Genomic DNA, 12,178 nt, shown 5'->3' on the forward strand with positions numbered 1-12,178 from the left:
TCACACCTGCCAGGAGGACAATAATGCCACCTTATCATCGCCTGGGTAAGATTCCGCCCAAACGGCATACGCAATTTCGTAAGCCAGATGGAACACTGTACTCGGAAGAGCTGTTTGGAATCGAGGGCTTCTCCAATAACTACTCGAACATCTACCACTACTATCCACCCACGCGCGTAAAGAAGATAGAGCACTTCAGCGAGCGTCACCTGGAGGAGTGGAAGGTCGATGTCCAGCGCCATCATCATCTGAAGACCTCCCAGTTGAAACCTGGCGGCGACACTGTGCTGGGCAATCAAATTCTAATGTATAACCAGGACCTCACCATTGGTATTGCGCTACCAAACGAGCAGATGAACTACTTTTATCGCGATGGTAGCGCGGACACCATGTACTTCGTCCACGAGGGGCACGGCGTCCTGGAAACAACCTTTGGCCTGCTCCCCTACCATGAGGGCGACTATATCATTATCCCACGCGGCACGACCTATCGCTTTAACATAGGCGAGGACAGCCCGCAGGGCCGCTTCCTCATCGTTGAAGCGTACGGAAGTATTCAGCCACCACGTCGCTATCTCAGCCCCAATGGACAGTTGCTTGAGCACTCGCCCTACTGCGAGCGCGATATTCGCAGACCCGAGGAGCTGATAACACACACGGAGCAGGGCGAGTTTGAAGTGCGCGTCAAAGTTGGGGACCTCATCTCTAGCTACTGGTACGATTTCCATCCCTTGAATGTTGTGGGCTGGGATGGCTACGAGTATCCCTGGATTTTCAACATCGACGACTTCGAGCCGATTACTGGGCGAGTCCATCAGCCCCCGCCAGTGCATCAGACCTTCCAGGGGCCAAACTTCGTGGTCTGCTCGTTTGTGCCACGCAAGCTCGATTACCACCCGCTCTCCATTCCCGTGCCTTACAACCATAGCAATATCGATAGCGACGAGATGCTCTACTACGTCAACGGCAACTTTGGCAGCCGGCGCGGCATCGAACGCTCTTCGATCTCGCTGCACCCACGTGGTATCCCACACGGACCGCATCCGGGAGCCGTCGAGAAGAGCCTGGGCGTCGAACGCACCGACGAGTTGGCAGTAATGGTTGATACCTTCAACCCTCTCAAATACACCTCTTTCGCCCATACTATCGATGACAGCAGCTATCCCTATAGCTGGCAGTAACAAGGATAAGATGATGTGAGGCGCAGCGGCAGCCACAGGCTGCCGCTGCGCCTCACATCATCTTACCCAGGCGATCGCCGCAGACGGGAGAAGTCACGCCAACGACACACTGACTATACTATTGTCTTGCGTTGAAAGACTGGCTTCACCGAGCGATCTAGAAAGATATAGCCTAGCGTAATCGCGCTCATCAAAATGCCAAAGAGAGGACCAAGCAAGTGTAACCCTTTATATTCAGGCTGCGTTACCAGGAAGAGTTCATACACAATCTCCACGGTCTCATATCCAGCAGTAAACCAGAAGGCCCAAAATTGCAGAGTCCAGAGACCATATACGACCACAAACCCAAGCAGCGCCCCCACGATCAAAGCGATAAAATCACGTGAACCAACAGCAGTAAAAACGAGTAAGCCAAGGCAACTCAGTGCACCACCAAACTCGAATACAGCCATGGTGGTAATACCCGAGGGACGTTTATAGTGAGTCAGTTTCATCGAGACCTCATACCTTTAGCGAGAGGGCAGTTTCCTCCCCAACCTCCACAGAACGACACATATATCTCTACAATTTATACGCCTTTCTCCTGGCTACGTCAAAACAGGCAGTACTATTTATCGGAATACCCTCACACACAATACCTTTGTAGCCTCTGCATTGATGTCTCTCTGTTTCACCGTGTTTTATCCTAAGAATGTGCATATGTCTGAAGCGTTACGAGAAGGAGCAGAGCATGCAAAGCCATACGCGACATCCATTCCTGGCACGCCTCTGTCTGCTAATGCTCTTGCTTTATCTACTTCCCCTCTCGCCAGCCCTCTCACGCTCAACCCGCCTCGCCGATGGTGGCAATCCCTATCACTATACGCTGGAGCAACTCCAGGCGGCGCTCCCTCAGCCCATACTAGACAACCATCCCCAGTGGATCACCATGTACTGGGGTGCCTGGCAGATCCTTACCAAGCACATCCTGGCGGGAACGCCCGAAAATGGCTTTGTGAGCTACTATATGGACCCGGCCTTCAATGGCGACATTTTCCTGTGGGACACCGTCTTCATGAGTATGTTCGCACGCTATGGACGCGACCTCTTTCCCGTCACCGCCTCCTTCGATAACTTCTACCGCAAACAAGATGCCGATGGCTTTATCGCCCGCCAGTTTAAAGGTACCAGCGGACTGCCCTATCAGGGGAAAAACGATCCCAACTCAATCAATCCACCCATTCTCTCCTGGGGCGAGTGGGAATACTACCAGCTCAGCGGAGACAGCAGCCGCCTCAAGACAGTCCTGCCCAGGCTGATAAAGTTCTATACCTGGGTCAAGACACATCGCACCAATAGCGACGGCCTCTACTGGAACACAGGTGTGGGCAGCGGCATGGATAATTCTCCTGAGCATACCGTCTGCGACACCTGCATTGAGCCTGGCCAGGACTGGATAGATATGTCCGCGCAACAGGCTCTCAATGCCCTCTCTATCTCGCGTATCGCCCAGGCGGTTGGCAACACCCAGCTTGCCAGCCAGTTTCAGCAGGAGTACGCCCACTTAAAGAATCTCATCAATCAGCGCATGTGGAGCAAGCAGGATGGCATGTACTATCCCATCAAGGATGGCCAACAACGCCTGGTGAAGACCATTGGCTCATTCTGGCCTCTGCTGGCGCAACTCGCCGACACCAACCAGGTCTCCCGGCTCATCAAAGAGCATCTGCTTAACCCAAACGAGTTCTACCGTGAACACCCCTTTGCCTCGCTGGCCGCGACCGATCCTCACTATAACGCGGCGACAGGAAACTACTGGAATGGAGGAGTATGGGCGCCAACAAACTATATGGTCGAGCGGGGGCTAAAGCTCTATGGTGAGGAAGATACCGCCTACCAGGCTGCACTACAAGACATAGACAACGTCTACCGGGTCTACCAGCGCACTGGTACCCTCTGGGAGAACTACGCGCCCGACTCGGCCTCACAGGGGATTCCTGCTCGCCCCAACTTTGTCGGCTGGTCCGGCAACTTCGCGATCAGCGAACTGCTTGAAGACATCATCGGCCTGCGCGTCGACACCCCCGCCCATACCCTCAACTGGCGACTGAACCTGACCGAGCGCAATGGTATCACCAACCTGCACTTTGGCCAGAATGTGGTATCACTCGTGGCAGAGCAACGCCAAAACGCCAGCGATACGCCCCACCTGACTGTTCAAGCGCTACAGCCCTTCACACTCAAACTCTCACTCCCAGGAGGGAAGACATTTGCACAGACCTTCACCTCTGGAAAATGGCGCTGGACACCAGATTCAAAGGAGCTTAAAGATAGCTGACTATTAGTTGGCTCCTTACATTAGATATGAGATATGCAGCAAGGCAATAGCTGACAGGAAAAATAGGGTGCATAAATATGGGAGTAGGGACAGTCTGCCCCTACTCCCATATTTATGCACCCTATCTCGTAGACACCATAGGCACGCTATCCTTAAAGCAGCTCTTGCAAGAGATAAAGAAACTCATCGAGCTCGATTGGTTTCTTCATGCGCAGGAGCTTTTTATGCTGTACAGAGATAGCCATGAGATCCGGCATGGCGCTGATCAGGATGACAGGTGTATCATCGTAGCTCTCCATAGAGCGAATGACCTGGTAGAGTGTATAGCCGTCCATATCAGGGAGGCGATAATCGCAGACAAACAGATCTAGCTGCATGCGCTTAATGTGATTTAAGGCATCTTTTCCGGTGGTCGCGAGTGTAGCAGTATGTGGAGTCTCCTGCTTAATGGCCTCCGTCAAAAACAGGCCAATTTCTGCATCATCTTCCACAACCAGAATATTTTTTGCGGTTTTACCGGGCTGTTCTGCATAGTTAAACATGGGCTAGTCCTCTTCTGATGTCGAATAAATCAGGTTATGCTAATCTCACGCGCCTTCTCCGTAAATCGTCTCAAACCTACACCAGAAGTCCTCCCTATTAACCTTTTTCAATTTAAAACTTCTTATGCAAGGAACTATTATCTATTACATTATCATTCCCAGTCTTGCAGCTACATCGGAATCCACGACTGGATAGACCCGTTCAGCGGGCATAATCAACTGATCGAAAGCTCCTGACTCGACATAGAGATGTTGCTCATGCACAAACTGCGAGATATCTTCGATATCAAGAACCCACTCGCGGGCATACTGTGCCAGGACTGACCCGCGTAAACCCAGTTGAATGGCCCGACGTTCGAGCTTCGCGCCCTTGGGATCATGATCAGGGTCCCATTGCAAGCGCACATGTGAGGTCTCCAGGGCCTGCTTCCAGGCCTCATGACTTTCATACAACGCTTCCTTGTAGGTCGAATGCACAGCCTGCGCCAATATTTCGTCAAAGGCGGAGCGCTTAAGGCGTACTGCCAGCACAACCTCCTGGTGCTCTTTCTGCGCCCAACCACTTCGGTACATCATCCACAAAAAATTGGGCTTCACCCAGCTCATGCGCTCGAGCGAGAAGCCTCCGCCAAAATAACCGCGCCTGGCGGCAAAACGTCCAATGGCTGGCCTGTATGCCTGGTACACCACGACTGATGCCTCATCATATTGCGCAAGGATGTGCTTGCCCTGCTGAGGCCATACTTTAAGCTGATCTTCGTAACGCTCGGTGAGGAGATGGATTTCGCTCATAAATTGCTCTCCAGAGATATGCATTCGTATCAAATATGTTCAATATATTATAAAGGAAAAACGCATTCACCGCGCATCTACATACACAAAAAATGTCACGAGAGGAAGCTCTCGTGACACAGCTGGCGGAAAGTCAAACATGGTAAGAGAGTTTTTATGCTTTGTTTTGCCCCAGGTCAACGGTCGCGACAAACCACTTGCCGCCAACCCCCTGACCATTGGTCTGTCCCGCAGCCGAATCGCCGCTATATGTATACAAAGGGTGGCCATTATAGACGACTTGCTTCCCACCGTTAGCATCCAGAGTAGCCAGTTGTCCTGATAGCTTGCTACTGGCTTGAGGCGTGTCAGAACCTGAATAGAGGAGCGGCGGCCAGCTCTGCGCGCAGCCATCCGTGCAGGCAACCTTCGATGCCGTGTCAGGCGTGAAATAGTAGAGCGTCATTCCCTTCGTGTCTGTCAAGATGGTTGCGGCCTTGCTCTCAATCGTGGCTGAGGCCGTCTTGATCACGACACCGCTTGTTCCACCACTATTCCCTCCACTACCATTGCCATTGCCATAGCCATCCCCTCCAGTTGTAGGCGTAGGAGTCACCGCGTTCGACTGAGGAGTAGTATAAGCATTAGAACCATTATCGCCGTTGGCTGTACCACCACATGCCGCCAGGAAGAGTAGCAACACAAACACCATACTATAGAGAAGAGTATGTCTTCGTAAGCTCATAAAATGTATCCTCCAAAAAGCACAGGTCTTCAAGCATTGAATGCAGGGACTGTCGATATATAGAAGCGAATCACTTCACATTGAATGAATACATCAGCTTCCTGAATTACACCTGAAAGGGGAGTGATAATATGGTCAGGGGTGGTCAAGTTGACAGAAGTGCTCTATGATATAAGCAGAAATTTTCAGCGACAAAGGGAGAAGGCTAGAGCCATGTGTAGCACGACGCGTGCTTTAGCAGCGTCACGCAACCACTCTCCCCAGCGCCGTTGCAACTATAGAGGATATAGACAAGATGCTTGAACACATGCGGGAAATGGGCCTGGATTTCTCTAAGCCCTGGTACATTCAATGGACATGGGACCCCATCTTCCTAGTCTTCCTCCTGGTCATTATCGGTCTCTACCTGTACGCCATCGGTCCCTATCGGACAATGGTCCATCCCCAGGCGCAACTCAAGCGCGGCCAGACCATTGCCTTTCTCCTGGGTGTCTTTGTGCTCTTCGTGGCATTGATTTCGCCTCTCGATACCTTTGCGATGGTCTCCTTCACGGGTCATATGACGCAACATCTGCTGGTATCACTCATCGTCTCGCCCCTCCTCGTGATCGGTATCCCCGAGTGGCTAGCACAGGCGATCTTAAAAGGCAAATTTGCGCAGACGACCTGGAAATGGCTTACATTCCCGTTTATCGCGCCTGTGCTCTTCAACGCCAACATCTGGCTCTGGCATGCACCGCCCATTCTCAATGCCATGATGTCCAACCATAACCTGCACGCACTGGCCCAGGTCTGCTATCTGGTTACTGGCATTATCTTCTGGTGGCCGCTCTTTGGCGCCAGGATTGAGCGTGCATACGAACTCAACCTGCTGGAGAAGATGCTCTATATCCTGCTCAGTGATATGCCCATGGTGGTCATTGGCGCTGGCCTGACCTTTATGCAGCCCCTTTACGACATCTACAAACATAATCTAATCGGCCTCTCGCCCGTCACAGACCAGCAACTGGGCGGCTCTATCATGTGGATTCCAGGCGCCATTTTCATGATCGTGATGGCCAGCATCCTCTTCCTGCGTTGGATGCTCCAACTAGAGGCCAGGCAGAAAGAGACCGACGCGGCGCTCGCCTTAGCCCTGGAACAAGGCATGGAAGACGAAGAGGAATAGATACCACTTCATTACAACTGCAAAGAGGCCGGGTCCCCAGGGGACCCGGCCTCTTTGCAGTTGTGATTATAATCTACCCCTTCAGGCCACTTTGTCTGTAACCCTCAACGATGTAACGCTGGAGCACGAAGAAGACGATCACCAGGGGCAGAATCGCAATGGCCGCACCGATAAACAACTCATGCAGATTGAGTACCTGCGCATTCAGGAAGTTCGAGAGCACGACCTGCACGGTATAGGCTGTAGGGTCCTGACCAATCACCAGGGGCCAGAGGAAGGAGTTCCAACTGGCAATAAAGGTAATCACGCTTAAGGCCGCAATGATGCCATAGGAATTAGGCACCACAATACGCCAGAAGACGCCCCAATACCCCAGGCCATCCACACGACCCGCCTCCTCCAATTCATGCGGAAAACTCAGGAAGAACTGGCGGAACAGGAAGGCCGTAAAGCCGCTAAAGACGCCGGGCACCACCAGGCCCTGCAAGGTGCTGACCCAGTTGAGATACGATACGACAACGTATACTTCAACGAAGATGACCGCAAAAGGAATCATCAGCGTGAGCAGGACAGCGTAGAGAATCGCGTTTGACCAGCGATAGGGGATACGCGCCAGGCCATAGCCAGCCAGGGCGGAAATCAGAATCTGCCCCGCCGTCTGCAAGATAGCAATCGAGGCCGAGTTTTCCAGGCCGCTGATGAAAGGCACATCGGGATCACTGAACAACTCTTGAATATTCTCGAAATGGAGGGCGGAGGGAAAGAAGGTCCAGTGGGGCGAGGTAATTTCAAGATCCGTCGCCAAGCCGTTTCTTACAATCAGATAGAACGGCAACAGAAAAATGAGCGCCAGGATCACAAGCGCCGCATAGCGTATGATGGTCCAGATGATTTTACCAGGAGAAACACTCGTTCTCTGGCGTGCGCCAACGGATGGAGATTGTACGGTCTCTGAGGTGGATGCTGCCATACCCTTTTCCTTTATTCTCTGCTAGGATTACTACTGCTGATGAGAAATTGCAGTTGCGCTTAATCACGCGTGCCAAAGCCCAGTAAACGTCCCTGGACCAGGCTAAAGATGATGATAATCAGCGTGAGGATAATGCCGCCCGCGCTACCGGTACCGTAGTTTTGCCCGGTCAAGGCCACATTATAGAGGTAGACCAGCGGAGGACGCGCCAGAATCGAGTTTCCACCCGTCATAATGTTGAAAAACTCATCAAAGGCCTGGAAAGCGGCGATCACATTCAGCAAGAGCACGGAGATAGAGGCGTTACGTAGTAAAGGGAAGGTGATGGACCAGAAGGACTGCCAGCCTTTCTTCGCACCATCGACATACGCTGCCTCGTAAAGCTCGCGCGGAATGTCCTGCAACCCGGCAATAAAAATGATCATGTAAATGCCGATTTGCAGCCAGAGGCGTACCGTCGTCAGCACCAACCAGTACCAGGGGGGATTCGGACTGGAGATCCAGAGAATAATATCAAGGCCAAAGGCATGACGAATAGCGTTCGCCAGGCCGTAGGTCGAGCCATTAAAGATGCTCATCTTCCAGATAATCGAGGCCAGAACATAAGAGCAGGCCGTGGGCAAGAAGAAGACTGAGCGGAAGAAGCTCTGGGCAAATTTTATACTATTGACCAGAAGCGCCAGACCAAGCGAGCAGGCAAAGGTCGTTGGCACAATGAAAAAGGCGAAAATGGTAAAGACCAGCAAGGCATGCGTAAAGTCAGGATCTGTGAGCATCGTAATATAGTTCTGTAAGCCCACAAACTTGGTTGGGGTGATGGTCGCGCGCGCATCGGCGAAGCTGAGGATAACACCCCAGATAATGGGAATATAAAAAAAGATTATCAGCCCAAGAATCAAAGGGCCAACAAAGCTCCAAAAGACCAGTGTCGTCCGGCGTGAGTGTCGCCGTATGCGCTTCTGGGCGCTCAGTTCCATCCCACGCGCTGGCTGCGCCTCGGGGACCGAAGAAGTAGTAAGAGACTTCATAAGTTCATCCTTCCATAAGCAGAGCTTTCCAATTCTTGGAAGCATGGGGAGGCTCCACTTTCTCAGGAGAGCCTTCGCGCCTGCGGCGCTCAGGGGTAAGGGTGTGCGCGGAAAATGGCAAAGCCATTTTCCGCGCACACCCTTACCCCGAAGGCTCGCTACGCGAGCCGAGGCAAGAGCCGGAAGAGATTTGGAAGACCCCGCTTCCATAAGGGCCTGGAATTGACAAGTTGAATTAACCAGTTAGAGAGGGTTTTCCAGGACCTTAGAACTAGCTGAGCTCTTTCTGCAACTCGCTGTTGCACTTCTCAGCCGCGGCATCCAGGGTCGCCTTGGCGTTCTGGCCAGTCTTGACAATCTGACTGACCGCGTTCTGCAAGGCTGTATCCATAGCAGCGTTCCAGAGAGGGGAGACCGCGTGTCCATACTTATTCAGGATGTCCACGGCATCCGCGGCCTGGCCTTGCGTCAGTTTATCGGTCTGGGCGGAGGTGCTAATGCGCGGAGGCACATGGAAACCATAGCCCACATTCCAGTCCTTCTGGATCGTGCTATTGGTAACCCACAGCCACTTCACATAGGCCTTAGCCGCGTCAAGATTCTTGCTCTTGGCGCTGACCATCTGCGCCCAGCCACCATTGATGGTCGCGGGCTGGCTCTGAGCGTCAAGCGCTGGGAAGGGGAAGACGCCAAAGTCATCGCCAACCGCGCTCTTCTTGATGAGCGGCATCGCCCAGAGGCCACACCACTGCATCGCTACCTGGCCCTGCTGGAAGGTCGAGGAGTCCCACCAGAAGGTAGGCGCATCTGGCAAAATACCACCAGAGGTACTCAGCTCATGCAATTTCTGATAGGCTGCGGCCATACGATCCGTATTAAACGCGACTTTATTATCCGAAGAGAGGTAATCGCCGCCAGAGGCCCAACCAGCAATGAGATAGAGCGCGTTTACGCCTCCATCGGGACCAACATAAATACCCTTGCGATCCGACGTTGTCAGCTTTTTGGCCGCGGCAATCAGATCATCTATCGTTTTAGGAATGTCCAGGCCAGCCTGCTGGAACATACTCTTGCGATAGTAGACAAAGGTGGGATCATTGATCATCTTGATGCCATAGACCTTGCCATTGACAGTAAAGGGCGCCAGCGAGGCAGGCTTGAAGTCGCTCTTAACATCGGCAATGATATCGTCCAGTGGGGCCAGCAAACCAGCTTTGACCTGGTCGAGAGAGAGGGATGAGTTCTCAAATACGTCGGGGGGATTAGAACCGAGCAAAGCCGAACGCACCTTGTCTGGATATTCATTGCCCGTGCCAGGCAACCAGCTCACAGACACCTTTGCCTTGTCATATTGCTTGGCATATTTGAGGACAGCATCGTGAGTGCCGGGCTCTCCATACTGGTGATACCACTGCGTCAAGGCAGGAAGATCGCTGCTACCGCCACTACTACCACTGCCACCGGTACCGGCGCAGGCCGCCAGCAGGGAGCCGCCCAGCATCATAGAACCAGAATATTGCAGGAATCGACGGCGAGAGAGATCCGCGCGGACACGCATGTGAGACATAGGTTAAGCTCCTTGTCACTATTTCAGTACGACAATGTAACCGAAAGCTATTCCCTCAACCTTGCAAATACTGAAGGAATAACCAACAAGCTTATAAGTATTCCATGCTCTCACATAAATAAACAAATGCACATATGTGCATACACACATGGTAGAAAGCAGATGTGCATTATTGTTCGGCAAGAACAACAGACAGATCACATGCCTTTCTACTAATCATATGATTAATAGCACACATGAAATGCTATGTGAGAGATGGAGAGAAAGTATTGCCTTTTCACAAAACTTTGTAGCGCTGCACTACATTGAACAGCTAGAACTTAAAAGATTTACTATTTTCAATGCAAGCCGTCGAAAAATACTCGTATTCCTGGCAGAAAAATCGTGGTCGCATACTGATGTCTATCAGGCAATCCTGATACTGCTGCCTGTATTCCAAATCGGCTATAATTAAGCTATAATGTTCTGGCCAGGAAGTATAACCACCACCTTCTATTGACGCATCTCAATTCTTAATTCCCACTTGTAAGATTAATAATAGCATTTTCTTCTGACTTTTGTCAATGAATGATAATAGTTTTTTGCAGGAAAAGAGGTGCAGGGAAATGCAACTACAACCTATCGGACGTAAAAAGATTCGTGCGATCAATCAAAATATGCTGCTTAATCTTATTCGCATGCATGCGCCCATCTCGCGCACACAATTGCAAAAAATCTCCGGCTTAAGCCAGGGGACGGTGGTGAGCTTAATTACACAACTCATTGAGCGCGAGCTAGTCATCGAAACGGGCATGGCTGCCTCAACGGGTGGTAGAAAAGCAGGCCTGCTAGAACTCTCTCCCCAGGGGGCCTATGCCATTGGCGTTCACCTTATGGAGCACCATATAATTGCTGCTCTCCTGAATCTACAGGGAGAGATCCATACCATTGAGACTATTCCCCTGCACCTGCGCGACCACGGAGAAGAGGCGGTCGCCCTGATCGCCTCATGCGTAGAGCAATTTATCGCAAAGAGTGGTATTCCCCGGCAAAAAATTATTGGTCTCGGCTGTGGAATTTCGGGTCCCGTGAATCGCCTGACGGGCGTAAGCGTCGATAGCTGGATTCTCAATTGGCATCAAATTTCTATCCGCCAACCTCTGTCAGAGCGCCTGGGCATACCCATATTTGTTGAGAATGCAGTGAACTGCCTAGCGAGCTATGAGAAGCTCTATGGGCGAGGAGAAACATGTAGTGATTTCCTCGTTATCTCCCTGGGGCGAGGGCTGGGGCTGGCGACCGTCCTGAATCACGGTGTTTACAGGGGCACAAAAGGCATCGGGGCCGAATTTGGTCATATTCCTCTCTTCAACAATGGCCGCCTTTGTGAATGCGGCAACCAGGGCTGCCTGGAAGCATATGTGGCGGACTACGGCATTGTCGAAACCTACCGTGAACTGGGAGGAAACATCGAACCTCTCCAGCGTGAACAGGTGGACGAGCGTATCATCGATATCCTCTACAGGCGCGCACAAAATGGTGATGCCGCAGCCATTCTTGCCTTCCATCGTACCGGCAGATTTCTCGGGCTGGGAATCGCCTCACTCGTCAATCTCTATAATCCCGCCTGTATCATGATATACGGGGGAGCCGGCCATCGTATCGAACTCATGCGCAACACGATGCATGCTACCCTGGAAAAACATATTTTCTCTCAGCTAGGACAGGGCCTAACTATGCATATCGATACAGATACAAACATGGACAACTGGGCGCGTGGAGCGGGCTGCCTCGCCTTGCAAGATTTTTTTGCACCTACGCTTTTTAACGAGCGAGCCTTGTAACAAGTGTAGCATGTAACAAGTATTCTAATGTAACAAATATTACAATTCATTAACATTTGGATTAAC

Annotated in this window: 11 protein-coding genes; 4 read left to right on the forward strand and 7 right to left on the reverse strand. The window is 51.7% G+C overall.

The window, feature by feature from the left end; all coding sequences use genetic code 11:
* Positions 1 to 23: 23 nt before the first annotated feature.
* Positions 24 to 1,181 (forward strand): homogentisate 1,2-dioxygenase, encoded by a 1,158-nt coding sequence (locus JMJ04_RS34015; RefSeq protein ID WP_201374825.1) that lies wholly within the window; start codon positions 24 to 26, stop codon positions 1,179 to 1,181.
* A gap of 113 nt (positions 1,182 to 1,294) precedes the next feature.
* On the opposite strand, the gene JMJ04_RS34020 is transcribed toward JMJ04_RS34015, so the two are convergent.
* Positions 1,295 to 1,675 carry a hypothetical protein gene (locus JMJ04_RS34020; protein ID WP_201374826.1) on the reverse strand — a complete coding sequence of 127 codons (381 nt, stop codon included), beginning with the start codon at positions 1,673 to 1,675 and terminating at the stop codon, positions 1,295 to 1,297.
* 236 nt (positions 1,676 to 1,911) lie between these two features.
* Between JMJ04_RS34020 and JMJ04_RS34025 the strand changes: the two genes are divergently transcribed.
* Entirely contained in the window at positions 1,912 to 3,498 is a 1,587-nt protein-coding gene (locus JMJ04_RS34025) for an MGH1-like glycoside hydrolase domain-containing protein (protein ID WP_201374827.1), read from the forward strand.
* A gap of 152 nt (positions 3,499 to 3,650) precedes the next feature.
* On the opposite strand, the gene JMJ04_RS34030 is transcribed toward JMJ04_RS34025, so the two are convergent.
* The 3 genes from JMJ04_RS34030 to JMJ04_RS34040 all read right to left on the reverse strand — a co-directional run bounded on the left by JMJ04_RS34030 (position 3,651) and on the right by JMJ04_RS34040 (position 5,556).
* The gene (locus JMJ04_RS34030; RefSeq protein ID WP_201374828.1) at positions 3,651 to 4,040 is read right to left on the reverse strand and encodes a response regulator; all 390 of its coding nucleotides are present in this window, start codon (positions 4,038 to 4,040) and stop codon (positions 3,651 to 3,653) included.
* 144 nt (positions 4,041 to 4,184) lie between these two features.
* Positions 4,185 to 4,832, reverse strand: a complete 648-nt coding sequence (locus JMJ04_RS34035) for a DUF4291 domain-containing protein (protein WP_201374829.1) — start codon at positions 4,830 to 4,832, stop codon at positions 4,185 to 4,187.
* A 154-nt stretch (positions 4,833 to 4,986) separates the two neighbouring features.
* Positions 4,987 to 5,556 (reverse strand): COG4315 family predicted lipoprotein, encoded by a 570-nt coding sequence (locus JMJ04_RS34040; protein ID WP_201374830.1) that lies wholly within the window; start codon positions 5,554 to 5,556, stop codon positions 4,987 to 4,989.
* A gap of 295 nt (positions 5,557 to 5,851) precedes the next feature.
* Here JMJ04_RS34040 and JMJ04_RS34045 point away from each other — a divergent pair, with 295 nt between their 5' ends.
* Positions 5,852 to 6,724, forward strand: a complete 873-nt coding sequence (locus JMJ04_RS34045; protein ID WP_201374831.1) for a cytochrome c oxidase assembly protein — start codon at positions 5,852 to 5,854, stop codon at positions 6,722 to 6,724.
* Between the two features lie 73 nt (positions 6,725 to 6,797).
* Here JMJ04_RS34045 and JMJ04_RS34050 read toward each other — a convergent pair whose 3' ends face one another.
* The 3 genes from JMJ04_RS34050 to JMJ04_RS34060 form a co-directional block, all read right to left on the reverse strand.
* On the reverse strand, positions 6,798 to 7,694 hold the full coding sequence (locus JMJ04_RS34050; RefSeq protein ID WP_201374832.1) for a carbohydrate ABC transporter permease: 897 nt from the start codon (positions 7,692 to 7,694) through the stop codon (positions 6,798 to 6,800).
* Between the two features lie 59 nt (positions 7,695 to 7,753).
* Complete coding sequence (locus tag JMJ04_RS34055; RefSeq protein WP_201374833.1) at positions 7,754 to 8,722, reverse strand: carbohydrate ABC transporter permease; 969 nt, start codon at positions 8,720 to 8,722, stop codon at positions 7,754 to 7,756.
* Positions 8,723 to 8,993: 271 nt separating this feature from the next.
* A complete protein-coding gene (locus tag JMJ04_RS34060) occupies positions 8,994 to 10,289 on the reverse strand; it encodes an ABC transporter substrate-binding protein (RefSeq protein ID WP_201374834.1) in 1,296 nt (431 codons plus the stop codon).
* Positions 10,290 to 10,894: 605 nt separating this feature from the next.
* On the opposite strand from JMJ04_RS34060, the gene JMJ04_RS34065 reads away from it, so the two are divergent.
* Positions 10,895 to 12,112 (forward strand): ROK family transcriptional regulator, encoded by a 1,218-nt coding sequence (locus tag JMJ04_RS34065; RefSeq protein WP_201374835.1) that lies wholly within the window; start codon positions 10,895 to 10,897, stop codon positions 12,110 to 12,112.
* Positions 12,113 to 12,178 lie beyond the last annotated feature (66 nt).

The organism is Ktedonobacter robiniae (assembly GCF_016587375.1).
GTDB lineage: Bacteria > Chloroflexota > Ktedonobacteria > Ktedonobacterales > Ktedonobacteraceae > Ktedonobacter > Ktedonobacter robiniae.

Bases quoted from the DNA above. Each gene is read 5' to 3' on its own strand.
- JMJ04_RS34030 (WP_201374828.1), bottom strand. From the start codon at position 4,040: ATGTTTAACTATGCAGAACAGCCCGGTAAAACCGCAAAAAATATTCTG.
- JMJ04_RS34060 (WP_201374834.1), bottom strand. From the start codon at position 10,289: ATGTCTCACATGCGTGTCCGCGCGGATCTCTCTCGCCGTCGATTCCTG.
- JMJ04_RS34015 (WP_201374825.1), top strand. From the start codon at position 24: ATGCCACCTTATCATCGCCTGGGTAAGATTCCGCCCAAACGGCATACG.
- JMJ04_RS34020 (WP_201374826.1), bottom strand. From the start codon at position 1,675: ATGAAACTGACTCACTATAAACGTCCCTCGGGTATTACCACCATGGCT.
- JMJ04_RS34025 (WP_201374827.1), top strand. From the start codon at position 1,912: ATGCAAAGCCATACGCGACATCCATTCCTGGCACGCCTCTGTCTGCTA.
- JMJ04_RS34055 (WP_201374833.1), bottom strand. From the start codon at position 8,722: ATGAAGTCTCTTACTACTTCTTCGGTCCCCGAGGCGCAGCCAGCGCGT.
- JMJ04_RS34045 (WP_201374831.1), top strand. From the start codon at position 5,852: ATGCTTGAACACATGCGGGAAATGGGCCTGGATTTCTCTAAGCCCTGG.
- JMJ04_RS34065 (WP_201374835.1), top strand. From the start codon at position 10,895: ATGCAACTACAACCTATCGGACGTAAAAAGATTCGTGCGATCAATCAA.
- JMJ04_RS34050 (WP_201374832.1), bottom strand. From the start codon at position 7,694: ATGGCAGCATCCACCTCAGAGACCGTACAATCTCCATCCGTTGGCGCA.
- JMJ04_RS34035 (WP_201374829.1), bottom strand. From the start codon at position 4,832: ATGAGCGAAATCCATCTCCTCACCGAGCGTTACGAAGATCAGCTTAAA.
- JMJ04_RS34040 (WP_201374830.1), bottom strand. From the start codon at position 5,556: ATGAGCTTACGAAGACATACTCTTCTCTATAGTATGGTGTTTGTGTTG.